Origin of the sequence: Rhodococcus sp. MEB064, from assembly GCF_000834565.1 — a bacterium.
In the GTDB taxonomy this organism is placed as follows: Bacteria; Actinomycetota; Actinomycetes; order Mycobacteriales; family Mycobacteriaceae; genus Rhodococcoides.
In genome coordinates this window covers 1-25652 of record NZ_JXQS01000011.1, presented here as the reverse complement: position 1 = coordinate 25652, position 25652 = coordinate 1, and the positions used below count along the sequence as shown (strand labels likewise).

The window sequence follows — 25652 nt, the reverse complement described above, 5'->3', positions numbered from 1 at the left end:
GTCAGCGCGCCGTCCGAAGCTCCAGCACGGAGATCTCGGGCGGCGCGCCGATGCGCACCGGAGGACCCCACGCGCCGGCGCCGCGCGTGGTGAACAGGGTGGTCCTTCCCACCGTGTCCAGCCCCTCGACCGACGGTTGCTGCAGCGGAACGAGATACACGATCGGCCAGATCTGACCGCCGTGCGTGTGCCCGGACACCTGCATGTCCACCCCGAGGTCCGACGCCTCGACAGCCTGCTTCGGCTGGTGCGCGACCAGTAACTGGAAATCGTCGGGGTCCGTGCCCTCGAGCGCCGAGGCCAGATCGGGTTCGTACGGTTCGGGTGCGGTGAGGTCCTCGATACCGACCAGGTCGATCGAGTCCACACCTCGATCCAGTGACAGTGTCTCGTTGCGGAGCACGGTCAGTCCCAGCGAGTCGTACAGGTCCAACCAGGCGCCTCCGTCACCGGCATAGAACTCGTGGTTCCCACTGGTGACGACGACGCCCTGCGGAGCCGACAGCTGGCTCAGCGGCTCGAGCGACGGCCCCACCAGGTCGACGGTGCCGTCGACGAGATCGCCGGCGACGATGATCAGATCGGGCTTCTCCGCCATCAACGAGTCGACGACACCCTGGACGAACGCGCGCCCTCGCGCCGGACCAACATGCAGATCGGAGACGAGCCCTACGCGCATCCCGTCGAAGGACGGCGGAAGTGCCGACAGCTCCACAGTCGTCCGGGTGACGCGCGGTGTGGCGGCCTCGACGACTCCGTACGCCACCGCCGCGACGGTGCCGAGTACGAGCACCGCCGTAGAGCGGCGTAGGAACGTGGCCCGCGCGCGAGAGGTGTCGCGGCGGGAGAGTCGTCCGGCGATGCGGACGACCAGCGCGCCGAGCGCGAGGACGATCGCCCCGAGCGAGAGATAGAGCAGCGCTGCCAACCAGGTCAGACCCGGGTACGCGACGTAGCGTGCCCAGGACGGGTCTAGCACTTCGCCGCTCCCGATACCGATGACGGCCGCGGCCCAGAACAGGACGAGTACTAGGTCGGCGCCGTGGCGGGCGGTACCGGACAGCCGCGTCGCCACGACGAGGCGTCGGTGGAGCACGTAGGTGACGATCGCCAGAACGACGGCGAAGGTGAGCATGCGGATCACAGGGGGTGCCCTTCGGGAGCGGGTAGGGCGACTTACCGGTCGGTCGAGAGTCGACCGAGGGTGGCGGCGAGCGTCGGATCGGACGACGACACCTCGACGAGTTCTCCACCCGTCTGCTGGGCAAGTGTGCGCAGAGTGTCGATGTCGGAGTTGTCCGTGAGGGAGACGACGTCGACGCGCACCGGCCGAGCCGGGTCGGACGCGTCGGCGATGGATTGCAGAAAGCGTGCGGACGAGATGGAGGTGTCGTCGTTGGGCCCGTCGGTGATGAGCAGAACCGAGTCGATTCCGTCTCCACCCTTGTTCTGAACTGCCGAAGCATAGGCAGCTTGCACCGACGCATACGTCGACGTCGCGGTGGCGGGCGTCAGTGAGGACAGTGACGCGTCCAGAGCAGCACGCGTGTCGGCGGTCAGGTCACCGAGCGGTTGTTCGACACGGTACGGGCGCGGTCCGTCCAGAGCTCTGCTGTAGGTCCACAATCCGACTCGTCCGACGTCGGGCACCGAGTCGATCGCTCCGCGAAGTGCCGCGGTGACATTCGCCAACCGTGTCGAACCGCCGTCGAGGGATTCCATCGACCCCGACACGTCGAGAAGCACGGTGGTGCTGGATGGACGCGTCGGCGATGCGAGGGTGGCCAGCACTGCTCGACGCGCGGCGGGATCGGTCACCGCTGCCGGTTGCCCGACGGCCGGGAACGTGAGGCCGGCGACGGGGGCCGGCGTGGTGTCGGTACCGCCGGAGGCAGCCGGGATCCGGAAACCCCGGTCGAGGAACGTCCGGTGCTGATCGGACGCGCGGGCGAACTCGGCGAACTCGGCGGCCGCGGCACGCTGCGTGTCGTCCGATCCGGACAGCACGACAGCGGGATGATCGGCGACGGGTGTGGCGCCGGCCGGCCGGAAGGCAGCAAGTTGCTGGCCTTCGGAGATGCGGCCGAAGAGCTGTTGCTCGGTGACGGGAACGGCGTGGACGGGCGCTGCCGCGGGATCCCCGGCCTGCACCATCGCATCGAGCGCGGCGTCGGTATCGGCAGGCGGGGTCGACGCCGCCGACGAGGCGGCGCGGGACAACTGGGAGATCGCGGCGACGACGGCCGGGCTCGCGGCTTGTTCCGCGCTGGGAGCGCCGGTCGCCGCCGGATCCGCGGTCGCCGCAGCGATCGCCTCCGCGGCTGCGGTCGTGGAGGGTGACGCGGGCAGTGCAGGACGAAGCGACCCCCAGCCGGTTGCCCCGATGGCATCGAGAGACTGCGACTGTGTGGCGAGACGCGGGAGATCCGCCCATCCGACGGCGGCGCCGCCGAGGGTGTCCGCGAGTTCCGGTGCGACACCGAGTACGACGGGGCTGGTGGCGAGGGACCGCGGCGTGCTGTCGACCGAGCGCGCCGCAACGACCTCGGCGGCATCGCCCGACGACGTCGGGATCCACAGCGACGGTCGGGGACCGGCCTGCGACTCGTCGTAGTTCTCGGACGCCAGTGCCTGCGCGACCGCGGCGGACGGCGTCGAGGTGACCGCGGTGCTCACGCAGTGATCGCGTACGACCGGTGCGGTCGCGTCGTAGGCCGCGGCGACGGTGCGCACCGCGTCGACGATGTCGGGGTCGGCGGTGACAGCCAAGGTCGCGGGCCCCTCGACACACGCCTTGGCTGCCTGCTCGCCCTCGTTCACGATGCGATCCCGCAACGCGAACCAGCCGAAGACGGCAGCGACGATCAGCACGAGGACGACGAGGACCACGATGGGCCCGCGGCTCACGCCGCGTCGCCCTACCGTCGTGGATCCCGCCCGACGGTGCTCACCCATGTCGTCCCCGTGCCCTCTCGTGATGTCTGTGGAGACCCGGCTGCCCCCGGGTCTCCGTCGACCTCGAATCTACGGGTCAGGATGCCTCGGCAGCCTTGAACTCGCGGCGACGCGCGTGCAGGATCGGCTCGGTGTAGCCGTTGGGCTGACGAGTGCCCAGCAGGATCAGATCCTTGGCCGCGTTGAACGCGATGTTGTTCTCGCTGTCCTGAGCCAACGGCCGATACGTGGGGTCGTCGGCGTTCTGACGATCCACCACCGGCGCCATCCGGTTGAGCGATGCGACGACGTCGTCTTCGGAGACGATGCCGTGACGCACCCAGTTGGCCAGCAGCTGGCTCGAGATACGAAGCGTCGCACGGTCTTCCATGAGTGCGACGTCCTCGATGTCCGGCACCTTGGAGCAGCCGACACCGTGGTCGATCCAGCGAACGACGTAGCCGAGGATCGACTGGCAGTTGTTGTCCAGCTCGTTCTGCTTCTCGGCATCGGTCCACGACGTGTCCGACGCCAGCGGGATCTCGAGGATGTCGTCGACGGATGCCCGCCTGGACTTCGCGATCTCTTCCTGGCGCGCGAACACGTCGACCTGGTGGTAGTGCGTCGCGTGCAGAGTCGCCGCGGTGGGAGACGGAACCCACGCGGTGTTGGCACCCGCCTTCGGGTGGTTGATCTTCTGCTCGAGCATGTCGTGCATGAGATCGGGCATCGCCCACATGCCCTTGCCGATCTGAGCCTTGCCCTCGAGGCCGGCAGCGAGGCCGGTGTCGACGTTCCAGTCCTCGTAGGCGGCGATCCACGTCTGCTTCTTCATCTCGGCCTTGCGCACGACGGCGCCCGCCTCCATGGAGGTGTGGATCTCGTCGCCGGTGCGGTCGAGGAAGCCGGTGTTGATGAACACGACGCGTTCCTTCGCCGCGAGGATGCAGGCGGCGAGGTTGACCGTGGTGCGTCGTTCCTCGTCCATGATGCCGACCTTGAGGGTGTTGCGAGGCAGCTCGAGCACGTCCTCGACGCGTCCGAACAGTTCGTTCGTGAAGGCCACCTCGTCGGGGCCGTGCATCTTCGGCTTGACGATGTAGAGCGATCCCGTACGGCTGTTGCTCAGGGCCACGCCCTCGGCGAGACTGTGCTTTCCGGTGAGCGAGGTCAGGATCGCGTCGAGGATGCCCTCGGGGATCTCGTTGCCGTCCTTGTCCAGGATCGCATCCGTGGTCATCAGGTGGCCCACGTTGCGGACGAACAGCAGCGACCGACCGTGCAGGGTGAGCTCGGATCCGTCCAGGGCCGTGTACACCCGGTCCGGATTCATCGTGCGTGTGAAGGTCTTGCCACCCTTGGTGACCTCCTCGGCGAGGTCTCCGCGCATCAGTCCCAGCCAGTTGCGGTAGCCCAGCACCTTGTCGTCGGCGTCGACGGCCGCGACGGAGTCCTCGAAGTCCATGATGGCAGTGACAGCGGACTCGAGCACCACGTCCTTGACGCCGGCCGCGTCGGTCTTGCCGATCGGGCTTTCCGCGTCGATCTGCAGCTCGAAGTGCAAGCCGTTGTGCACGAACAGGATTCCGGTGGGCGCGTTCGGGTCGCCGGTGTATCCGAGGAGAGTGTCGGGTGACGCGAGGCCCACCGTCTCACCGGAGGACAGCGTGACGGCGAGCGTGGATCCGTCGATCACGTACGCGGTGGCATCGACGTGCGAACCGGACGTGAGCGGGACGGAGTCGTCGAGGAAGCCACGCGCGAACGCGATCACCTTGTCGCCGCGCACCTTGTTGTAGCCGGTGCCCTTCTCGGCACCGTCGGCCTCGGAGATGGCGTCGGTTCCGTAGAGCGCGTCGTACAACGATCCCCAGCGGGCGTTGGACGCGTTGATCGCGAACCGTGCGTTCAGCACGGGCACGACCAGCTGCGGCCCGGCGGTGGTGGTGATCTCGGTGTCGACGCCCTCGGTGGTGATGTGGAAGGCGGCCGGCTCGTCCTGCAGGTAGCCGATCTCCGACAGGAACGCCTTGTACTTCGCCTTGTCGTAGTCCGCGCCGGGATGCTCGGAGTGCCAGGCGTCGAGCTTGCCCTGGATGTCGTCGCGGACGTCGAGCAGCGCACGGTTCTTCGGTGCGAGGTCGGCGATGATGGAACCGACACCGGCCCAGAACGCGTCGGAATCAACTCCGGTACCCGGCAACGCCTGCTTCTCCACGAATTCGTGCAGCACAGCCGCCACCTGCAGATCGCCGACCTGAACGCGTTCGGTCATCACAGCCCCTCACTAGAATCGTCTACCGCGGCCACAGTGCCGCGCTGGATCGCCCCGATGTTACCCAGAGGTAGATCTCGCTCGTCGCGTCACCCGAGGTGCAGCGGAATAGAAGTCGTCCGCGCGGCGTCGTAACGCCTATGACTTCTTCCGACACCACAGCCCCGGCCCGCTCGTCGGGCACCTTCCTGCTCGGCGGCGACCTCGAGGTCGTCCGACTCGGATACGGCACGATGCAACTTCCCGGTGAGGGCGTCTGGGGTCCTCCTCGTGATCGGGACGAGGCGATCCGCGTCCTGCGTCGCGCGGTCGAACTCGGCGTCACCTTCTTCGACACCGCCGACAGCTACGGGCCAGAGGTGGCCGAAGACCTTCTCGCCGAGGCGCTTCATCCGTACGCGGACGACGTCGTCATCGCGACGAAGGCCGGCCTCACGCGGCAGGGACCGGGCCAGTGGAACCCGGTCGGTCGCCCCGCCTACCTCCGCCAGCAGGCCGAGCTCAGCCTGCGTCGTCTCGGACTCGACCGCATCGACCTGTTCCAGCTGCACCGCATCGACCCGGAGGTTCCCGTCGAGGACCAGGTCGGCGAGCTCAAGGCACTGCAGGACGAGGGCAAGATCCGCCACATCGGGTTGAGTCAGGTATCCGTCGACGAGGTGAAGCAGGCGCAGAAGGTCGCCGAGATCGTCTCCGTGCAGAACCTCTACAACCTCACCGACCGGTCCTCGCAGGAACTGCTCGACTGGTCCACCGAGCAGAACATCGGCTTCATCCCGTGGTTCCCGCTGGCCACCGGTCAGCTGACCGGCGAGGGCAGCCCGCTCACCGAACTCGCGACGCGTCACGGAGTGTCGGCGTCCCAGCTGGCACTGGCGTGGCTGCTGCGTCGCTCGCCCGTCATGCTGCCGATCCCGGGGACGTCCAGCGTCGGCCACCTCGAGGACAACGTGGCGGCCGCGGGGATCGAGCTCACCGACGACGAGTTCGAGGAACTGTCCGCGATCGGAGCATGACCTGTCAGGTGGTCGAGCGAGGTAGGGCGTCCAGCGCCCTGCCGAGCCGCCGCCGGAGATCCGAGCCGGACTCGGCGATCGCCGACTGGGCGCGCACGTACTCCGCGCGTCCGGTCGGCGTTTCTATGCGCACGGGGGAGTAGCCGTACTCCGTCAGGTCGTACGGGCTCGCGCGCATGTCGAGTTCGCGGGCAGTCATCGAGACGGCGAAGCAGTCCAGCAGCAGGTCCGAGGGCAGCAGCGGACCCAGCTTCGCGACCCACTTGTACAGATCCATCGACGCGTGCAGGCATCCGGGCTGCTCGGTGAGCAGACGGTGATCCGGAGTCAGCTCGAGCGCGTTCCTCGGAACCGCCTCCGGTGTGAAGAAGCGGAACGCGTCGTAGTGCGTGCACCGCAGCGGCATCGACTCCACGACGGCGTCGGTGCCGTCGTGTCCCAGCCGTAGCGGGACGTCGTGACGCAGGGCAGCGTCGCCCCCGCGGTAGACCATCGCCCATTCGTGCAGACCGAAGCAGCCCAACTGGGCCGGCCGAGCCGCCGTTCGCCGGACGAGTGTCGAGACGAAGTCGACCGCGGACCCTCGGCGTTCCAGGAGATCGGACGTGACCGTCACTGCGGGAACTCCCCGCACCGTCGTGTCCCCGTATCCGGAGCGCCCTCGATAGTCCTCGATGCCGTCCCCGGTCAGTGCCACTCCGAAGCCGGGATGCCACCGCCGCAGATGCGCCGGTTTCAGGCTGTAGTACGTGAAAAGGAAGTCGAGAACGGGGTGCGCGTGCCCCGCCGCGCGACGGTCGAGGTATTGCCCCACCAGGTCGTTCACCCGGTCGACGTGCGCCGCGCGACGACCGTGCCACTCGGCGGCGTCCAGCACGTCGAGGGTTTGCGCTGTCATGCGTTCCCGTCGGGTCCCGGCACGACGTCCTCGACGAGATGCGTTCCGTCGCGGACGGTACCCACGAACTCCTCGACGAGATCTTCGAGTGCGACGATGCCGATGGTGCCCTTACCGGACTCGACGACGGCGCCCAGATGGCTACGGCGTCGACGCAACCCCGCGAGCGCTTCGTCCAGCGGCGTACGGGCGTCGATGATCGGCAGGAGTCGGACATCGGAGCGGGGGATCACGGTGTCGCTGTCGGCGAGTGGGTCCGCCATCAGATCCAGCACATCCTTGATGTGCAGGTAGCCGATCAGACCGTCGACCTCGTCGCGGACCGGGTATCGGGAGAACCCGGTCTCGCGGACGGCGTCCTCGATGGCGCCGAGTGTCGGTCCCTTCGGACCGCAGACCACCGTTCGGGCCCGGTCGAGCGGGATGAGCACCTCGCGGACCGTGCGACCCGACGTTTCGAGGGCCTGCGTCAGACGACGGTGCTCCTCCGCGTCGATGAGGCCTTCGGACCGCGACTCGCCGATCATGTCCGACAACTGGTCGGCCGACACGGCGGATTCGAGTTCGTCCTTCGGCTCCACGCGCAGCAGCCGCAGCGAGCCGTTCGCGCAGAGGTTGTAGAACGAGATCAGGGGTTTGGCGGCACGCAGCCACCACAGATGGATCGGGACCAGCAGCATCGCTGTGGCCTCCGGTCCGGCGATCGCGATGTTCTTGGGAACCATCTCGCCGATCAGGATGTGCAGGATCACCACGATGGCCAGCGCGAGTGCGAAGCCGATGGGGTGCAGAAGGGATTCGGGCACACCGAGTACGTCGAACGGCTTCTCGATCAGGTGCGCGACAGCCGGCTCACCGACTCGACCCAGCAGGATCGAGCAGATCGTGATGCCCAGCTGCGCGGCGGCAAGCATCATCGACAGGTTCTGGCCCGCTTCGATGACCGTCTGTGCGCGCTTCTTCCCCTGGACGACGAGACTCTCGAGCCGGTCGCGGCGCGCCGAGATGAGAGAGAACTCCGCACCGACGAAGAAGGCGTTCAACAGCAACAGCAGCACGGCGAGCAGCACCGCGTAGACGTCACCCATCGTGAGCCTCCGTCCGTGCGTCCGTCTCCGACCGCAATCGCGCGATCTCGTCCTCGGCCGCGGGACGGACCAGGATCCGGTCGATGCGACGACCGTCCATCGAGTCGACGCGGGCGATCCATCCGCCGGTATCGGTGGACTCGAGATCACCACTCGGAGCCGGGAGGACGACCTGGTCACCGGCGTCGGGTATGCGTTCGAATTGCGTCAGCACCAGGCCCCCGAGGGTGTCGTACTCGCCCTCGGGCGCCGCGTATCCGGTGAACTCGCCGACCTCGTCGATGCGGAGCAGCCCGGAGCACAGCCACCCGTCGGCGACGCGTTGCACGTCGACCTCGGGGTTGTCGTGCTCGTCGCGGACGTCGCCGACGATCTCCTCGATCAGGTCCTCCATGGTCACGATGCCGGCGGTGCCGCCGTACTCGTCCACGACGATGGCCACCTGCATACCGTCGGCACGCACCCGGTCCATGACGGTGTCGCCGTCGAGGCTGGCGGGCACATTGGGCACTCGCTGGGCCAGGGACCGCACCGTGGTGGTGGCTCGCTCACCCGACGGGACGGTGAACGCATGCTTGATGTGGACGACGCCGAGAGTGTCGTCAAGATCCCCTGCGACGACCGGGAACCGCGAGAAGCCGGTGCGCGCTGCGGTGTCGATGAGATCGGCGACCGTGTCGTCCGCTGCGAGGGTCTCGATCTTCACGCGCGGAGTCATCAGTTCTTCCGCGCTGCGCTCACCGAACTGCAGTGATCTGTCCACGAGGAGCGCGGTGCGCTCGTCGATGGAGCCGTGTTCGGCGGACGTCCGCACCAGCGATCCCAGTTCCTGCGGGGAGCGGGCCGAGCGCAGTTCCTCCGCCGGTTCGACGCCCAGGCGTCGGACGACCCAGTTCGCGGATCCGTTCAGACCGTTGATGGCCCACTTGAACACCAGCGAGAACCCGGCCTGGAGGCCGGCAGTGGCGCGGGCGACCTTCATCGGGTTGGAGATCGCCATGTTCTTCGGCACCAGTTCACCGAAGACCATCGACGCCGACGTCGCGATCAGCAGCGCCGCCACCAGCGAGATGACTCCGGCGACGGATTCCGACGCTCCGAGAGCCTCCGCCACGGGGGTGATGAACCGGGCGAGTACCGGCTCGGCGATGTACCCGGTGATCAGTGTCGTGATCGTGATGCCCAGCTGCGCACCGGAAAGCTGGAACGAGAGGGTCTTGTGCGCGTGCTGGACCTGCCGCGACCTCATGTCGCCGTCGCGAGCCGCAGCGTCGACCGTGCTGCGCTCGAGTGCGGTCAGAGAGAACTCCGCGGCGACGAAGATGGCTGTGCCGACCGTCAGAGCGACGAAGCCGACCAGGGACAGAACGGTGATCAACGCGGTCATGTGCTCGTCACCGCCGCACGGACTGGCCTGTAGATGCCGGGTAGACCCGGCGACCTAGAGGATCCCTCCGATCGGGAACCGTCCTCGGCGGGGCTGTCGCCGCCGAGCGGGGGTGGGGACGTGGGGCCGGACCCTGCGGTCGGCGTCGTCGTGGGTGCCTCGGGCACCGGTGTCCTTCCTGTCGGAGTGCGGCTGCTCCTCGAGTGGAGGAGTCGGCACCGGCAAGTGCCGCGCACGCGCATCACAGCTGTACCCGCGAACGGGCGCCGCTATCGCCGTCATCGTATCGTCGCTGCGCCCTCGGCACCGACTCACCGGCGTGTGGCCGGTCGGTCACCAGCCGGAGGGCAGCGGCCGTCCCTCCGCGAATCCCGCCGCGGACTGGATTCCCATCACGGCATCGCGGTGCAGTTCCTCGAGCGAGCGTGCCCCGGCGTAGGTGCACGTGCTGCGCACTCCGGCACAGATGTGGTCGATCAGATCCTCGACGCCGGGACGTTCGGGGTCCAGGCGCATCCGCGAACTCGAGATGCCCTCCTCGAACAGGCCCTTGCGCGCCTGGTCGAAGGCGCTGTCCGCGGCGGTCCTGGCGGCGACGGCGCGCTTGGACGCCATGCCGAAGCTCTCCTTGTAGGCGACCCCCGCGGAGTCGACACGCAGGTCACCGGGCGACTCGTGCGTACCGGCGAACCAGGATCCGATCATGACGTTCGATGCGCCCGCGGCGACGGCCAGAGCGACATCGCGCGGATGGCGGACGCCGCCGTCCGCCCAGACGTGCTTGCCCAGAGCGCGAGCGGCGGCAGCGCACTCCTCCACCGCGGAGAACTGCGGGCGGCCGACCCCGGTCATCATGCGAGTGGTGCACATCGCACCCGGACCGACACCGACCTTCACGATGTCGGCGCCGGCCTCGATCAGATCCCGGGTACCGGCTGCGGACACCACGTTGCCCGCGGCGAGGGGAACACCGAGATCGAGAGCGGCGACGATGCGCAGGGCGTCGAGCATCTTCTGCTGGTGGCCGTGCGCGGTGTCGAGCACGAGCACGTCGGCGCCGGCCTCGACCAGTGCCGCCGCTTTCGCGCCCACGTCGCCGTTGATGCCGACGGCCGCCGCGATGCGCAGCCGACCGTCGGAATCGGTTGCGGGACGGTAGATCCCGGCCCGGAGCGCTCCGGTGCGCGTCAGCACACCCGCCAGAGTCCCGTCGGATGCGGTCAGCACGGCGAGATTCTCGTGCCGGGACTCGAGCATCTCGAAGATCTCGCGGGGGCTGGTCTCGACGGGGGCCGTGACGAAGTCCTTGTCCATGACCGTCGACAAGCGGGCGAAGCGATCGACATCGCTGCAGGCGGCGTCGGACACCACGCCGACGGCCCGACCGTTCTCGACGACCACGACGACACCGTGCGCGCGCTTGGGCATCAGCGCCAGCGCATCCGACACGGAGTCCTCGGGCGTCAGCACCACGGGGGTGTCCGCTACCAGGTTGCGGCTCTTGACGAAGGCGACGGTCTCCGCGACCGCGGCCGTCGGGAGGTCCTGCGGGATGACGACGATGCCGCCGCGGCGAGCGACGGTCTCGGCCATCCGGCGACCTGCGACAGCCGTCATGTTCGCCACGACGATCGGAATGGTCGTTCCCGAGCCGTCGACGCTCGAGAGGTCCACATCGAAGCGGGAGGTGACGGTGGTGTGGTTCGGAACGAGGAAGACGTCGTCGTACGTCAGGTCGTAGGGCGGCCGTTGGTCACGAAGGAAATGCACGGGGCACAAGAGTACGCGATTCAGCGGTGGCGAGTCGCCGCGTCGGGCGTGGGTGCGTGCTCACGCCCCTGCTCACGCGAGAGGACCACGGTGGTGACGACCATCGCGAGTGCCGCCGCGACGACGATCGGCCCCCGCGCGCCGTCCATCGTGATGCGCTCGTCCAGCACGACGACCCCCAGGAACACCGCTGCCAACGGCTCGCACACCGTCACGGCCGGGAGCGAGGCCGCCAGCGGACCGGCCTGGAAGGCCCGTTGTTGGAGATAGAAGCCGGCCACGCCCGACGCCACCAGCGCGTACGTCTGCCAGGCGGCGAGGGCTCCCAGGGGATCTGCCTCCACCAGGTCCGTCACGTACTTGGTGAACGCCACCGCGACACCGAACAGCAACCCGCCGCCTATCCCGAGGAACAGCGCCGCGCGGCCGCTGTCGTTCACGGCGGCACCGGCTACCGCGCCGATCAGCGCGATCACCACCACGGCCGCGACGGGTAACGCCCACTCCGACAGCGGTGCGTTCGAGTTGCCCTCCGTGGGATCGCCCACCGCAACGAACGCGACGAGGGCGGTGGTGAGGCCGACTGCGGACAGCCACGTGGCCCGGCGCATGCGGAGCCCCGAATACTTGGCCGCCAGGGGAAGCGCGAAGAGCAGCATGCTGACCAGGAGAGGCTGCACGACGCTGACCGATCCCACCGCCAGGGCGGCGACCTGGACCAGATAGCCACCCAGATCACCGACGACCCCCGCCCACCACCGAGGGCTGGTGGCGAGGCCGGACACGAGAGAACGCCCGTCCTGGACTGCCGAGGCCGCGCTCTGCTGCGCCACCGCGGCGCAGGCGAAGAGGAACGCAGCCACCAGCGACAGCAGAACTGCCAGGACGGGCGAACTCACGGGTGTGTCAGGCTTCGATCTCGGAGCGGTCCTCGCTCCACAGCGTGTGGAACTTGCCCTCGGCGTCGATGCGCTCGTAGGTGTGCGCGCCGAAGAAGTCACGCAGACCCTGCGTCAGCGCGGCAGGCAGACGCTCCGCGCGCAGTCCGTCGTAGTACGACAGGGCGGATGCGAAGCCGGGCACCGGGATACCGAGAAGTGTCGCCGTGGACACGACACGGCGCCAGCTGTCGACGGCGTTCTCGATCGCGTCACGGAAGTACGGCGCCAGCAACAGTGCGGGCAGTTCCGGGTTCTCGTCGTAGGCATCCTTGATGCGGTTGAGGAACCGGGCACGGATGATGCATCCACCGCGCCAGATGGTGGCGAGGTCGCCGGGGTGCAGGTTCCAGTCGTGTTCGGCCGAGCCTGCGGCGATCTGATCGAAGCCCTGCGAGTAGGCGACGACCTTGGAGGCGTACAGCGCGGAGCGGATGTCCTCGGTGAAGGTTTCGATGTCCTCGGGCATCGCCGACAGCGTTCCCGACGCCAGACCCTTGGACGCCTCGCGCTGTCCGCGTGCGCCCGACAGCGCGCGGGCGAACACGGCCTCGGCAATTCCTGTGACCGGGACGCCCAGGTCCAGCGCTGCCTTGACGGTCCAGCGGCCGGTGCCCTTCTGCTCGGCGGCATCGACGATGACGTCGACGAGAGGCTTGCCCGTCTTCGCGTCCTTGTGGGAGAGAACCTGCGCGGTGATCTCGACCAGGTAGCTCTCGAGGTCGCCCTCGTTCCACTGCCGGAACACGTCGGCGACGGCATCGGGGTCCATGCCCAGCGCGTCGCGGAGAAGGTTGTAGGCCTCACCGATCAACTGCATGTCGGCGTACTCGATGCCGTTGTGCACCATCTTGACGAAGTGGCCGGACCCGTCCGGGCCGATGTGGGTGCAGCACGGGGTGCCGTCGACATGGGCGGAGATCGATTCCAGCAGCGGTCCGACCGACTCGTAGGACTTCGCGGGTCCGCCCGGCATGATCGACGGGCCGTTCAATGCGCCCTCTTCACCGCCGGAAATTCCGGCGCCGATGAACAGAAGGCCGCGGTCCTTCAGCGAGGACTCGCGGCGGATGGTGTCCGTGTATAGGGCGTTTCCGCCGTCAATGATGATGTCGCCCTCGTCCATGACACCGGCGAGTTCCTCGATGACGGCGTCGGTGGGGTCTCCGGCCTTGACCATGATGACGACCTTGCGCGGCTTCTCGAGACTTGCGACGAAGTCCTTCACGCTCTCCGAGGCGACGAAGGTTCCGTCACCACCGTGGGTGTCCAGGAGCGTCTGCGTCTTGGCGTAGCTGCGGTTGTGCACCGCCACCGTGTGTCCGTGCCGGGCGAAGTTGCGCGCCAGGTTCGATCCCATGACCGCGAGTCCGGTGACACCGATCTGAGCGAGAGGAGTGGATTCAGAGGAAGTCATTCCCCCAGCTTTCCCTGCCCGGCCCCGACGCGAAAGTCGGGGCCGGACAAGGAGGGTGTAGCTGTCAGTCGCGCGCGGTGCCCGCAGCGCGGCTGCGGAAGCCGCCGGAGCGTGAATCCGTTGCGCCCGAACGGTTTTCGTCGCGTCCGCGGTAGCCGCCACTGGACTCGCCGCCGCGGTAGCCGCCGGTACGGTTCTCGTCGCGGCCCTTGTAGCCACCACCGCTGGACTCGCCGCCGCGGTAGCCGCCGGTGCGGTTCTCGTCGCGGCCCTTGTAGCCACCGCTCGATTCGCCGCCGCGGTAGCCGCCGGTGCGGTTCTCGTCACGGCCCCGGTAACCACCGGAGTCGCCGCCGCGGTAGCCACCCGTACGAGGTGAACCCGATGCGCCGAAACGCGACGGGCCGCTCGGACGCTCGCGACGCGGTGCCTCGCGCACCGGCTCGCCGGACGGTGCCTTGGCACCGGTGATCGAGCCGAGCTCTGCCGAACCGGGGGAGACGTCGACGGACTTGACCTTGACGCCGGCCTGACCGGTCAGGCGGCTGATGATGCGTCGCTGGTTGGGCAGCGCGATGGCGACGACGGTGCCCGCAGCGCCGGCGCGAGCCGTACGGCCGGCGCGGTGCATGTAGTCCTTGTGATCCGCGGGCGGATCGACGTGGACGACCAGGTCGATACCGTCGACGTGGATGCCGCGGGCAGCGACGTCCGTGGCGACGAGCACCGGGGTGCGACCGCTCTTGAAACGATCGAGAACGCGAGTGCGCTGGTTCTGCGCCTTGCCGCCGTGCAGCGACTCGGCGTGGATGCCGACGGCGCGCAGACGGTCGGTGATGCCGTCGCAGCCGAGCTTGGTGCGGGCGAACATGATGGTCCGGCCACCCTCGCGAGCAGCGATCTCGGACAGGACGATGTCCTTCTGGCCGCGGCCGACGTTCAGGATGTAGTGATCCATCGACTCGACGGCAGCCTTGCTGTCACCGGTCGAGTGCTGCACGTGGTCGGCCAGGAACTGGCGGACCAACGACTGCACCTCACGGTCGAGCGTCGCCGAGAACAGCATGCGCTGTCCACCGGAGGCGGTCTGACCGAGGATGTCGCGGACCTCGGGGAGGAAGCCCATGTCGGCCATCTGGTCGGCCTCGTCGAGTGCGGTGATCTCCACTGCCTCGAGGATGCAGGTGCCCTGACGCAGGTGGTCGCCCAGGCGGCCGGGGGTGGCGACGAGAACGTCGACTCCGCGGCGCAGCTGGTCTGCCTGACGCCCGAACGGGGTGCCGCCGACAGCGGGACGGACGCTCAGTCCGAGCACCGTGGCGTAGGACTGCAGCGAATCGACCACCTGGAAGGCGAGCTCACGGGTGGGAACCAGAACGAGTGCACGGGGGCGCTTCGCGGCGGGCTTGACGCCGGCTTCCGCGAGGCGGGTGAGCATCGGGAGACCGAAGGCGAGGGTCTTGCCCGAACCGGTCTGCGCACGGCCCAGGACGTTACGTCCGCCGAGTGCGTCGGTGATGGCCATCTTCTGGATGGGGGAAGGAACGGTGATGCCGTTCTTCGCGAGTGCCGCAACGATGGCTGCGGGAAGACCGAGATCGGAAAACGTGGTCTCGGTGCTGGTCGCATCTTCGGGGGTGCCGTCGACGGTGGTGGTGTCGACCGACTCGGCCACGGGGCCGGTGGTGCTGGTAGCAGAATCAGAAACGGGTGTAGCGCTGGTCAACGCGGTGGTACCTCTCGGGGTTGCAGGCGCGTCGCCACGCAGCAACGAGTGATCACCGCGCAGCAGTAACGAGCCAGGGCACACATCACCTGGTCATCGATGCGCAAGCGGAGCTCGGGCGCAATGTGAGGTGTCTTGTCGTCCGTACGGTGCGGGAGTTCGATGAACTCGCGCTGTCCGACGGCGAAGTTTGTGCCATATCGACTAACGGATGGTTCTGATGAACCGAGGACAACCCTACGCGATGGGCGCTCCACATGCCGACTCGTGTGAGCCAGTCGACTCGCGGGGTGTCAGGGGACGGAGTGTCAGGGTCGGTGCTGGAGCAGCCGGTTCAGCTCGGTCAGCCACGGCACGGCGACGTAGATCGTCGGGACCACGAGGATGGCCGCCGACGCCAGGTACGCCAACGGGGCGACGCCGGGTGTCGAGCCCGGGGTGGCCAGGCGGCGGACACGGACCAACGTGCTGGGACCACCCGCCGCGAGCGCACCTCGTGGAGCCGAGGATCCCGAACACGCGACCAGGGCTCGAGCGAGGGGCCGGGGCCCGGTGACGCGGACCGCGGAGTCGTCCGCGAGAAGTTCGACGAGCAGCTGGACCGAACCCAGGGCCGAGCGACTACGCACGAAGTACGGGAACGCCTGGTTGACGGCCATGAAAGCTTCGAGGACCAGGTCGTGGCGCGCGCGCAGGTGCGACCGCTCGTGGGTGAGGATGGCGGCGAGCTCGTCGTCGTCCAGGTTGGACAGTGTGCCTTCGCTCAGGACGACACGTTGCCGGAGCCCGGGCAGGCAGTAGGCGATGGGATCGAGAGTCTCCAGGACGCGGACGTCGGTGCCGTGCGGACTGACCTGATCGGCGCTGCGGTCGAGGATGTCGACGAGTGTGCGGTGCCGAGCGCGCCGTCGCCTCGTCTTCACGGCCACCAGGGACGTGGCCCAGAGCAGTCGAGCGCCGATGACGAGGGTGATGGCGAGCACCGAAACGTAGAGGATCCACACGGGAAGTCCGAGAGCGTCGATCTCCGCCGTGGGGGAGGTGGTGGGGCGACCGTCCGCCCCGGGAACGAGCAGCTGACTGGCGATGGCCAGCCCCGAACTGAAGGCGGAGAGCACGGCGGCCAACGCGATGGCCTGCCAGAGGACGAGAGCTGCGCGCGGAGTGCGGTGCGGCCAGGTGGCGCGGGCCAGCAGTGCGGGAACGGGGCCCGCCAGAATCAACGCGAGTACCGCGAAGATCACTGCTGTCGGTGCGTTCATGTCCTCACCGTCGGTGCCGAAGTGGTGATGAGCCTGCCTGGTCGCTCAGACGGTCCCGCGTCGGGAGTCGTCCTGCTTCTCCAGCGCTGCGAGCGCCTCACGGAGCGCAGCGGCCTCGTCGGCGCCCACCTGCCCGACGAAATGCACGAGCGCAGCAGCGCGGCCTCCGGATCGATCCGCCTGTTGGAGAGCGTCGACCATGAGACTCGCGACAAGTTCCTCGCGCCCATGTACTGGAGCGTACCGATGGGCGCGGTCGTCTCGCTGCTGGGTGACGAGCTTCTTCTTCGCCAGACGCTGCAGCACGGTCATCACCGTGGTGTAGGCGAGCTCGCGCTTCTCCGCGAGTGCCTCGTGCACCTGGCGCACGGTCTGTGGCTCCGAACTCGACCACAAATGTTCCATCACTGCTCGTTCGAGATCGCCCAGGCCTGCCATTCCGGAAATGATACGTCTCCTCCGACGCGAATGCGTACTACAGGGTGTAGCAGCGGGTCGTCGCACGTGAACGCGGCGCGGCGCGCTCGCAACGCGCGCCGTCGGACGGGCGCCGCGGCTACTGTTGCGCCGTGGCAATCCTGGACACGTCGTTGGTCAGCGGACCCGTTCCGATCGTCGTCACGGTGGCCGGTGTCCTGGGTCTGGTGTGGCTCGTTCTCGCCCGCAGTCGACGGCATCTGACCCGTGCCGTGCCGATCACCCTCGTGATCGCCGCAGCACTGACCGTCGCATCCTGGGTGATCATCGAGAAGATCTGGCGCGTGTTTCCCGATCCGGTGGAGATATCCGTCTACGTGTGGGTCGGACTCGGAGTGTTCGGGCTGCTGCTGACGGTTCCTCGCCTGCTCGCCGCAGCACGGTGGTGGTCCAAGGTGATCACCGTCCTCGCGCTCATCGCGGTCGTCGCGACCGCGGCAGCTCAGGTCAACCTCGTCTTCGACGCCTACCCGACCGTCGGCACCGCCGTGGGCATCTCGTCGGTCGAGGAGGTCGGCGTCGACGAGGTGACCGGGCGCACCGCCGATCCTGTGACCGGTTCTCCGCTCGAGGCATCGTGGACCGCCCCCGCCGAGATGCCGGCGGGAGGCCGCATCCTGGACGCGCCGATCCCCGGTACGGCATCCGGCTTCTCGGCCCGCGACGCCAAGGTCTACCTGCCGCCGGCCTATTTCACCGACCGGCGCCCACTGCTCCCCGTCCTCGTCCTGATGGCCGGACAACCGGGCTCACCCGACGACTGGCTCACCGGCGGGCGCCTGGTGTCGACGATGGATCGCTTCGCGGAACAGCACAAGGGTCTGGCGCCGGTGGTGGTCGTCGCCGACGCCACCGGGTCGACCATCGCGAATCCTCTGTGCGTCGACTCGCCGCTCGGCAATGTGGCCACGTATCTGTCGAAGGATGTGCCGGCCTGGGTGAACTCCACTCTGCAGGTGGATCCGGACCCGAAGCACTGGGCGGTCGGTGGACTCTCGTACGGCGGCACGTGCGCGCTGCAGATGGCCACGAACTACCCGGCGATCTATCCCACGTTCCTGGTGCTGTCCGGACAACTCGAGCCGACGCTCGGCGACAAGCAGCGCACTCTCGACGCGGCGTTCGGAGGCAGCGAAGCCGCCTTCGAGGCCGTGAACCCGATGAACCTGATGGCATCGACACAGTTCCCCGACACCGCCGGTGTGTTCGTCGTCGGTGCGAGCGACCCCGACTACCAGAAGTCGGCGCAGCAATTGCTCGCCGCCGCACAGAAAGCCGGTATGAACGTGCAGTACGCGGAGGTCCCCGGTGGACACAGTTACGAAACCTGGTCGGCCGGATTGGAACTCGAAATCGGCTGGTTGGCAACGCGTCTGGGGCTCACGTCGTGACCGTGACCTCAACGGACGACGGCGAACCCACGCCCGCTGCGCCGAGCCGCATCGGCCGTGTCCGCACGGACGTCGCCGCCTGGTGGGCACGCACGCGCCGGCAGGGTGCGCGGGTCGGTTCCACTGTCGCGTACGGCGCGAAGGGTGCGCCCGTCAGTCTGACGCTGCTCGCCGCGATGTGGATCGGCGTCGTCGTCATCTCGCTGACGACCCGCAGCTACCGCAGCTTCCTCGACCACCACATCGCCGTGGGCATAGTGCCGATCGAGAACGTTCGACTCTGGACCCCGGTGACGTCCGGGCTGTTCGCTCTCGGAGTTGCGGCGCTGGTCGTCTCCACGCTTCTGTTCCTTCTCGTCGCGGCGCCGGTCGAGCACCGGATGGGCACCCGGCGCTTCGCCGCGGCGGTTCTGGTGACGCAGATCGGTGGGTCACTGCTCGGTCTGGCTCTCGCTGCGCTGGGCCAGCTTCTCGACGAAGGGTGGGGTTTCCAACTCCATCTCGGTGTCACCTCGGGACCGACGGCCTGGATCCTCGGAACCCTGATGGTGGCCAGCTCCGACATGGGCACCTTGTGGCGTCGTCGCGTGCGGGTGGGTCTCGTGGCCCTGACCGTGGTCATGGCTCTCTTCGGTGGCCACCTCACGGACATCACGACACTGGGATCCGTCCTGGTGGGAGGCCTCGCCGGACCACTGATCGTCGGCAAGTCTCCCCGTGCGTCGAGGTTGGCCGGCACGCGCCGCGAGGGTCGCGTCCTGGTCGCGTTGATCGTCGCGGCCAGCGCCGTCGGTCCGATGATCGCGGCGTTCTCGCCCAACGCGGTCGGCCCGTTCGCTGTCCTGCGTGAGCTGTTCCGTAGTCAGCAGTGGACCGTCGACGAGGTAAACCTGGTCTGCGGCGCCGACCCGGGATCCACCGATTGCCGACGCGGTCTGCTCGACCTACGCCTCGGCGGTGTCGGCCCGACCGTCGCCAGCGTGCTGCCGTCGCTCTATCTGCTCGTTCTTGCCGACGGCCTCCGTCGTGGGCGACGGTTCGCGTGGACCGGCGCGGTGTTGTCCCAGTTCGTCCTGATCGCCCTCGCGCTGGCCAACTACCTCATCAGATTCGCGGACCTCGACAACGGCGAGACGCTCTACTACGGCGTCGGCGATGCGACGCTGTACCGCACGGCGGTCCCGTTCCTGGTGCCGCTGGCCGTCCTGGCGTTGCTGGTGGTCACGAGAAAGAACTTCGACGTGCGGGCACCGGCCGGTACCTATCGCCGTGTGTGGATCGGGACCGCGTCGGCTGCGGTGGCGTTGGCCGTGATCTACGTGGCCGTCGGGACCCTGGTGCGCGGGGGCTTCGACGGCAGTCCGTCCGCCCTGGCGCTGCTGGGAGACTTCCCGCAGCGGCTGGTACCCCCGATCCTGCTGCAGTGGTTCGACCCGCCGTTCCTTCCGGACAGCGGACTCGCGACCGTCCTGTACGAGTGGACGGGCATCGCCTTCTGGGCGACGTTGATCGTGTTGACGGCCGGGTCGTTCGTGAAGCCCGCATACGGCGTCGACACCGATGCGACCGAGCGTGCCCGCGCAGTGCTGTCGGCGAGCAGCGGCAGCGCGTTGTCCTGGATGACGACGTGGAGCGGCAATCGCTACTGGTTCTCCGGCGACGGCCGAAGCTACGTCGCGTTCCGCGTGATCTCCGGTATCGCCCTGACGACCGGAGATCCGGTCGGGCCCCCGGCGGACCGGAAGGCGGCCATCGTCGGCTTCTCGGAGTACGCGTCGGCCAACGGTTGGTCTCCCTGCTTCTACTCGGTGACTCCCGACGTCGCGTCCATCACCGGCGCACTCGGCTGGGAGAGCATCCAGGTGGGGGAGGAGACCGTGCTCCCTCTCGACGGTCTCGCCTTCACGGGCAAGAAGTTCCAGGATGTGCGTACAGCCGTCAACCGGGCCAAGAAGGCCGGGGTGGAAGCCGAGTGGATCAGCTTCCCGACCGCGCCGCTGGCGATCACCGACCAGATCACGGCGATCTCCGAGGAATGGGTGGCCGACAAGGGCATGCCCGAAATGGGGTTCACTCTCGGCGGCCTGGACGAGGTGGACGATCCGCAGGTCCGATGCCTCATCGCGGTGGACGAACACCGCACGGTGCACGGCATCACGTCGTGGATGCCGGTCTACCGGGACGGCGAGGTGGTGGGATGGACGCTCGACTTCATGCGTCGACGGTCCGAGGGGTTCCGACCGGCGATGGAATTCCTCATCGCCTCGGCCGCCCTGTCGTTGCAGGAGGAGGGCGCGCAGTTCCTGAGCCTGTCGGGTGCGCCGCTGGCGAAGGTGGGCGACCCCACCGAGGAGTCGCCGGCGACCTCGACCCTGTCCGCTCTGCTCGAACGGTTGCTCGACGTCGTGGGCCGCACCCTGGAACCGGTGTACGGGTTCCGGTCACTGCTGGCCTTCAAGTCGAAGTTCCAGCCCGTGTACGAGCCGATGTACATGACGTTCCCCGACGCGGTGGCCCTGCCCAGCATCGCCAACGCGATCGGCCGTGCCTACCTGCCCGACGTGTCCCTCGGGCAGAGCGTCAAGTTGGTCAGGACGATGATCGAACGGTGACGTGCCGGGTGCCGATCGGGACGATCAGGGGGCGGTCCGAGACCGGGTCGTCGATGACGGCGGCGGTCAGGCCGAACACGTCGGCCAACATCTTCTCCGAGATGACCTCGGACGGCGTGCCACTGGCGACGATTTTGCCTTCGTGCATGACGACGAGTCGGTCGCTGTAGCGGACGGCGAGATTGAGGTCGTGCAGGACCATGACGACGGTCCTGCCCATCTCGTCGTGCATCCTGTCGACGAGATCGAGCACCTCGATGGAGTGCGCGAGGTCGAGGTACGTCGTGGGCTCGTCCAGGAGCAACACGTCCGTTCCCTGCGCCAACGCCATCGAGATCCATGCTCGCTGCCGCTGTCCGCCGGAGAGCTGATCCACGGGACGCTCGGCCAGATCCTCGATGCCGGTGAGCTGGAGTGCGCGGGCCACCTCGGACTCGTCGTCGCGGGACCACTGGCGGATCCACGACTGGTGCGGGTGCCTGCCGCGGGCGACGAGGTCGGCGACGGTGAGACCCTCCGGTGCGATGGGCGACTGGGGGAGGACGCCGAGAGTGCGGGCCACGTCCTTCGTCTTCATGTGGCCGATGGCCTTGCCGTCGAGAGTCACCTGTCCCTGCCGCGGCGACAGCAGACGGCCCAGCGCGCGCAGCAGCGTCGATTTACCGCAGCCGTTCGGTCCGATCACGGTGGTGATGACTCCGGTGTGCACCTCGAGGTCGAGGCTGTCGATGACGATGCGGTCGCCGTAGCCGACGGAGATGTTGTCGGCGACCAGGCGATGGGGATGCACTGCCTCCGCCGCATCGGCCTGTGTGTGCGCACTCATATCGTCGCCTTTCGGTTGACTCGAACGAGCAGGTAGAGCAGGAAGGGTCCGCCCATGACGGAGGTGACGATGCCGACGGGCAGTTCCACGGGAAGCACGGTCCGCGCCACCAGGTCGGCGCCCACCACGACCAGCGCCCCGGTCAGTGCCGACGCGATCAGGGGCGGCTCTGCCGACCGAGTCAGTCGCACTGCGATCTGTGGCGCGGCGAGCGCGACGAAGCCGATGGGGCCTGCGACGCTCGTCGCGATGGCGGCCAATGCGACGGAGATGACAAGCAGCACGGCCTGCGACTTCTGGACGTTCACGCCCAGCGACCGGGCGGTGTCCGGGCCGAGTCGCATCGCGGTGAGTCGGAAGGACATACCGACCGACGCGGCGCCGAGGACGACGACCGCCGCCGTGACGGGCCAGACCTGCGACCACGTCGCGCCGGACAGCGTGCCGGTGAGCCAGAGCTGAGCGCGCGTGACATCGGTGATGTCGGCGTTGACCAGCATCCATCCGATGAGCGCCACCATCATGGCGTTCACGGCGATGCCTACCAACACCAGCCGCATTCCCTGCACGCCGCCGCGCCATGAGAGCAGATAGACGGCCGCGGCAGTGAGCAGTCCGCCGACGAGAGCGGCGATCGTGAGACCGAGCGTCGCGAACACTCCCACGGCGGTGCTGGTTCCCGACAGCACGATCAGCGAGATCGCCGCGACACTCGCGCCGGAGGTGATGCCGAGGATGTCGGGACTGGCCAGGACGTTGCGGGTGATCGACTGCATGAGAGCGCCCGACACCGCCAGTGCCGCCCCGACGAGCACGCCGGTGAGCGCGCGGGGGAGTCGCAGATCCATGACGACGAAGCGCTCGATCCGGCTACCTCCACCGAGCAGGACCTGGACGACGTCCGGGATGGACAGTGGGTAGTCGCCGCGCCCGACGTTCAGGCAGAACACCAGGAACAGTGCTGCCGCGAGAGCGATCGCGACGATCACCCGGGCCGGTCGACGCACCGTCGAGAGAGGGCCCAGCCGGAACGCGGGCCTGCCTGCCACCGCCGACGACGTGTCGTCGGCTTCGAGAGCGCGGGTCATAGGGAGACCAGCGTTCTGCGGCGCACCAGGGCGATGAAGAAGGGTGCTCCGACCAGAGCGAGCACGATGCCCACCTGCAGCTCGCCCGGCCGCACCAGAACCCGGCCGATGACGTCCGCGAGGACCAGCAGCACTCCGCCGAGGGCGCCGGCGAACGGCAGCAGCCATCGGTAGTCGGGTCCGGTGATCGCTCGCGCCACGTGCGGCACCACCAGGCCGACGAAGGCGATGGGACCGCAGGCGGCCGTGGCCGCGCCGGTGAGCAACGTGATCGCGACGATGCCGACGACGCGAGTGAGCGTGATGTTGGTGCCCAGCGACCGCGCGACGTCGTCTCCGAGACTGATGGTGTTCAGGGCCGGAGTGCCGGCGACCGCGATGATCAGGCCGACGACGATGAACGGCAGCACGGTCCAGAAGATGTCGAGTCCTCGTCCGGCCACCGATCCGACGACCCAGAAGCGGTAGCTGTCCAGCGTGGTCTGATCCAGCAGGACGACGGCATTGGTCATGGCCTGGAGGAAGAACGCGATGGCCGCGCCCGCCAGCGCGAGAGACAGAGGGTTGGCGCGAGCCCCGCCGAGCGAGGCCGTGCCGAACACGACGACGCTCGCGGCCGCCGCACCGGCGAATGCGAACCACAGGTATCCGCTGGGGGACGTGATGCCGAACAGAAAGATCGCGATGACGACGAAGAACGCGGCGCCCGCGTTCAGTCCCAGCAGGCCGGCGTCGGCAAGCGGGTTGCGGGTGTGTCCCTGGATCAACGCACCCGCGACGCCGAGCGCGATGCCGACGACCAATCCGAGAACGGTGCGCGGGAGTCGCAAGGACCGCACGATCACGTCCGTGTCGGTTCCGGTGGCAGAGAACAGCGCATGGAAGATCTCGGCGAAGGTGAGAGGTCGCGCACCGACCGCGATGCTCATCAGGGCGACCAGGACGAGCGCCGCGGCAAGGATGATCAGTCCGGTCGTCCGGCGCCGGCGCGCCGCGGCCGACGACGTGTCCTGCTCGATCGGTCGGAAGCCGTCGGCGACCGCCACGGATAGTCGGACGGTGGTGATCCGCGAACGCGGCCGGTGTCCCAGTGCTGCGCGTACACCGGTGGCGTTGCCGTCGCTGGTCCGCAAAATCAGCGCGAACAACGACTTACCGACGCTCTGACCGGCACGCCCGTCGCGAACCCCGCGATTCCACACCAGGACTGCGACGGCGGCGAGAACTGAGATGGCGGCGAAGACGACGCGGTCGACCTGGCCGCCGCCGTTGTCGTCGGCCAGCGATCGCACGATCACCGCACCGATGGCGAGAGGAAGGAGGGGGAGGGCGATGTCCACGGCAGCTGCCGCGACGACGGACGCGGTGCTGGGTGCCTGGCGGGTCTCGTCGAGCGTGGAGTAGTCGCGGTCCGAGCGGACGGTATCCGCGGGTTCCGGGAGTGCACCCGAGTCGGGAGCGTGCGCGAGGGGTGCAGTGTCACTCACGCTGAATCCCTCCCGTCGAACGTCGTTCATTTCACGTCTCTCCTTGGAAGGTTACGCAATCCTAAGCACTTGCGTACGCAGGGTCGGTCGGTGACGCGCACCACAACCGGTTGCACGTCAAGTATTGGTTAGGCTTACCTTATGGCGCAACGCCGTCCCGTCCGATCATGAGGAGCGCACACCGATGACAGTTCTCGCCGACATCGTCGTCTCGCCACCGGACCGCCGAGCGACCGTCGGTGCCGAGTTCCGTCGCACGATGACCACGCTCCGCCACCTCGATGCGAACGCTCCTCGTGTCTACGCGGTCGCCGACATGGCAGAACAGAGCAAACGTCGGTGGTGGTCCTTCGCCACCGGATGCGAGTCGGGCCGCTTCGCCGCACTGCACGGGCGTGCCCTGCTCGACCACCCCGATCCACATCGGGCGATCGAGCAGGTGTCGGCGGCGCTGGTCCACGCCGTCGTCGGACGCTCCGCTGCAGCGTTCGTCGCGTGCGCTCGATCCTGGGACCCGGGTCCCGAGAACCTCTGGATCCATCTGGACAGCGACGTCTGCATCGACTGGGCGGGAGTTCGCGACACCACGTTGCGCTCGGTGTCGTCGGCGTCGGTCGGGCGCAGTCGCGGCACGGTGGGTCTGCCGTGCGACGAGGCTCTCGCAGCCTGGATCGCGCATCGCGCGTCCCGATCGCTGGACGTCGCCGCTCAGGGACTGTCGACGCTCGGACCGATCGATAGAACCGGTCTGGGGCGCATCGTCGGAGACTCCGTTCTGGGTGCATCCGCGCGGGTTCCGATGTTGGGTACCGACCACGACCAGGAGGCGGGATGGCGACGCGGCCAGATGCTTCTCGACGCCCTGGCCGGCGCCGGGTGGCAGGTCCGCCGTCGTCGATACCCGTGACTTAGGCAAGCCTGTCCTATATGCTGAATCCGTGCCGACGAGCACACATCGACTTCGGACCGTGCCGGTGACCTGAGGGCTGCAGCGACACCGGCATCCGTGCCCCGGCGGGCCTCGCACACCACTGCGAGGCCCGCCGACTTTTCGGTCCGA

The 25652-nt window shown here is 68.2% G+C and carries 19 protein-coding genes; 4 read left to right on the top strand and 15 right to left on the bottom strand.

Annotated features, from left to right (window positions below):
- Position 1 precedes the first annotated feature (1 nt).
- The 3 genes from RU01_RS06460 to RU01_RS06450 form a co-directional block, all read right to left on the bottom strand.
- The gene (locus tag RU01_RS06460; RefSeq protein ID WP_042573715.1) at positions 2–1144 is read right to left on the bottom strand and encodes a metallophosphoesterase; all 1143 of its coding nucleotides are present in this window, start codon (positions 1142–1144) and stop codon (positions 2–4) included.
- A 32-nt stretch (positions 1145–1176) separates the two neighbouring features.
- Positions 1177–2907, bottom strand: a complete 1731-nt coding sequence (locus RU01_RS06455) for a VWA domain-containing protein (RefSeq protein WP_042573714.1) — start codon at positions 2905–2907, stop codon at positions 1177–1179.
- Between the two features lie 124 nt (positions 2908–3031).
- On the bottom strand, positions 3032–5209 hold the full coding sequence (locus RU01_RS06450) for a malate synthase G (RefSeq protein ID WP_042573713.1): 2178 nt from the start codon (positions 5207–5209) through the stop codon (positions 3032–3034).
- Between the two features lie 140 nt (positions 5210–5349).
- Between RU01_RS06450 and RU01_RS06445 the strand changes: the two genes are divergently transcribed.
- Positions 5350–6225, top strand: coding sequence for an aldo/keto reductase (locus RU01_RS06445; RefSeq protein WP_042573712.1), 876 nt, complete (start codon positions 5350–5352; stop codon positions 6223–6225).
- A gap of 4 nt (positions 6226–6229) precedes the next feature.
- Here RU01_RS06445 and RU01_RS06440 read toward each other — a convergent pair whose 3' ends face one another.
- The 9 genes from RU01_RS06440 to RU01_RS06400 form a co-directional block, all read right to left on the bottom strand.
- Complete coding sequence (locus tag RU01_RS06440) at positions 6230–7123, bottom strand: hypothetical protein (RefSeq protein WP_042573711.1); 894 nt, start codon at positions 7121–7123, stop codon at positions 6230–6232.
- Positions 7120–8211 (bottom strand): hemolysin family protein, encoded by a 1092-nt coding sequence (locus RU01_RS06435; RefSeq protein ID WP_042573710.1) that lies wholly within the window; start codon positions 8209–8211, stop codon positions 7120–7122. Before RU01_RS06435 ends, RU01_RS06440 begins: the two co-directional genes overlap by 4 nt.
- Positions 8204–9598 carry a hemolysin family protein gene (locus RU01_RS06430; protein ID WP_042573709.1) on the bottom strand — a complete coding sequence of 465 codons (1395 nt, stop codon included), beginning with the start codon at positions 9596–9598 and terminating at the stop codon, positions 8204–8206. The genes RU01_RS06435 and RU01_RS06430 overlap by 8 nt, the downstream gene beginning before the upstream one ends.
- Before the next feature lie 333 nt (positions 9599–9931).
- Positions 9932–11368, bottom strand: coding sequence for a GuaB1 family IMP dehydrogenase-related protein (locus RU01_RS06425; protein WP_042573708.1), 1437 nt, complete (start codon positions 11366–11368; stop codon positions 9932–9934).
- A gap of 20 nt (positions 11369–11388) precedes the next feature.
- Complete coding sequence (locus tag RU01_RS06420; protein WP_042573707.1) at positions 11389–12267, bottom strand: DMT family transporter; 879 nt, start codon at positions 12265–12267, stop codon at positions 11389–11391.
- A 7-nt stretch (positions 12268–12274) separates the two neighbouring features.
- Complete coding sequence (gene gndA, locus RU01_RS06415; RefSeq protein WP_042573706.1) at positions 12275–13723, bottom strand: NADP-dependent phosphogluconate dehydrogenase; 1449 nt, start codon at positions 13721–13723, stop codon at positions 12275–12277.
- Between the two features lie 64 nt (positions 13724–13787).
- Positions 13788–15398: a DEAD/DEAH box helicase gene (locus RU01_RS06410; RefSeq protein WP_082042941.1), complete on the bottom strand. Its 1611-nt coding sequence runs from the start codon at positions 15396–15398 to the stop codon at positions 13788–13790.
- Between the two features lie 359 nt (positions 15399–15757).
- Positions 15758–16711, bottom strand: a complete 954-nt coding sequence (locus tag RU01_RS06405; protein WP_042573705.1) for a M56 family metallopeptidase — start codon at positions 16709–16711, stop codon at positions 15758–15760.
- A gap of 45 nt (positions 16712–16756) precedes the next feature.
- Entirely contained in the window at positions 16757–17149 is a 393-nt protein-coding gene (locus RU01_RS06400) for a BlaI/MecI/CopY family transcriptional regulator (RefSeq protein ID WP_042573704.1), read from the bottom strand.
- Positions 17150–17280: 131 nt separating this feature from the next.
- On the opposite strand from RU01_RS06400, the gene RU01_RS06395 reads away from it, so the two are divergent.
- Both RU01_RS06395 and RU01_RS06390 read left to right on the top strand, forming a co-directional pair.
- Positions 17281–18579, top strand: coding sequence for an alpha/beta hydrolase (locus RU01_RS06395; RefSeq protein WP_042573703.1), 1299 nt, complete (start codon positions 17281–17283; stop codon positions 18577–18579).
- 2 nt (positions 18580–18581) lie between these two features.
- Entirely contained in the window at positions 18582–21191 is a 2610-nt protein-coding gene (locus RU01_RS06390) for a bifunctional lysylphosphatidylglycerol flippase/synthetase MprF (RefSeq protein ID WP_042573745.1), read from the top strand.
- Here the strand turns inward: RU01_RS06390 and RU01_RS06385 are convergent.
- From RU01_RS06385 to RU01_RS06375, 3 genes are read right to left on the bottom strand one after another with little or no spacing between them, the layout of a single operon-like run.
- On the bottom strand, positions 21169–22017 hold the full coding sequence (locus tag RU01_RS06385; RefSeq protein WP_042573702.1) for an ABC transporter ATP-binding protein: 849 nt from the start codon (positions 22015–22017) through the stop codon (positions 21169–21171). The genes RU01_RS06390 and RU01_RS06385 overlap by 23 nt on opposite strands.
- Positions 22014–23105, bottom strand: a complete 1092-nt coding sequence (locus RU01_RS06380) for a FecCD family ABC transporter permease (protein ID WP_042573701.1) — start codon at positions 23103–23105, stop codon at positions 22014–22016. The genes RU01_RS06385 and RU01_RS06380 overlap by 4 nt, the downstream gene beginning before the upstream one ends.
- Positions 23102–24445: a FecCD family ABC transporter permease gene (locus RU01_RS06375; RefSeq protein ID WP_442970465.1), complete on the bottom strand. Its 1344-nt coding sequence runs from the start codon at positions 24443–24445 to the stop codon at positions 23102–23104. Before RU01_RS06375 ends, RU01_RS06380 begins: the two co-directional genes overlap by 4 nt.
- Before the next feature lie 331 nt (positions 24446–24776).
- Between RU01_RS06375 and RU01_RS06370 the strand changes: the two genes are divergently transcribed.
- On the top strand, positions 24777–25499 hold the full coding sequence (locus RU01_RS06370) for a hypothetical protein (RefSeq protein ID WP_042573700.1): 723 nt from the start codon (positions 24777–24779) through the stop codon (positions 25497–25499).
- Positions 25500–25652: the final 153 nt, after the last annotated feature.

Coding starts and splice junctions, on each gene's coding strand:
- RU01_RS06370 (WP_042573700.1), top strand. CDS start 24,777: ATGACAGTTCTCGCCGACATCGTCGTCTCGCCACCGGACCGCCGAGCG.
- gndA (WP_042573706.1), bottom strand. CDS start 13,723: ATGACTTCCTCTGAATCCACTCCTCTCGCTCAGATCGGTGTCACCGGA.
- RU01_RS06380 (WP_042573701.1), bottom strand. CDS start 23,105: ATGACCCGCGCTCTCGAAGCCGACGACACGTCGTCGGCGGTGGCAGGC.
- RU01_RS06440 (WP_042573711.1), bottom strand. CDS start 7,123: ATGACAGCGCAAACCCTCGACGTGCTGGACGCCGCCGAGTGGCACGGT.
- RU01_RS06435 (WP_042573710.1), bottom strand. CDS start 8,211: ATGGGTGACGTCTACGCGGTGCTGCTCGCCGTGCTGCTGTTGCTGTTG.
- RU01_RS06445 (WP_042573712.1), top strand. CDS start 5,350: ATGACTTCTTCCGACACCACAGCCCCGGCCCGCTCGTCGGGCACCTTC.
- RU01_RS06450 (WP_042573713.1), bottom strand. CDS start 5,209: ATGACCGAACGCGTTCAGGTCGGCGATCTGCAGGTGGCGGCTGTGCTG.
- RU01_RS06385 (WP_042573702.1), bottom strand. CDS start 22,017: ATGAGTGCGCACACACAGGCCGATGCGGCGGAGGCAGTGCATCCCCAT.
- RU01_RS06430 (WP_042573709.1), bottom strand. CDS start 9,598: ATGACCGCGTTGATCACCGTTCTGTCCCTGGTCGGCTTCGTCGCTCTG.
- RU01_RS06400 (WP_042573704.1), bottom strand. CDS start 17,149: ATGGCAGGCCTGGGCGATCTCGAACGAGCAGTGATGGAACATTTGTGG.
- RU01_RS06405 (WP_042573705.1), bottom strand. CDS start 16,711: ATGAACGCACCGACAGCAGTGATCTTCGCGGTACTCGCGTTGATTCTG.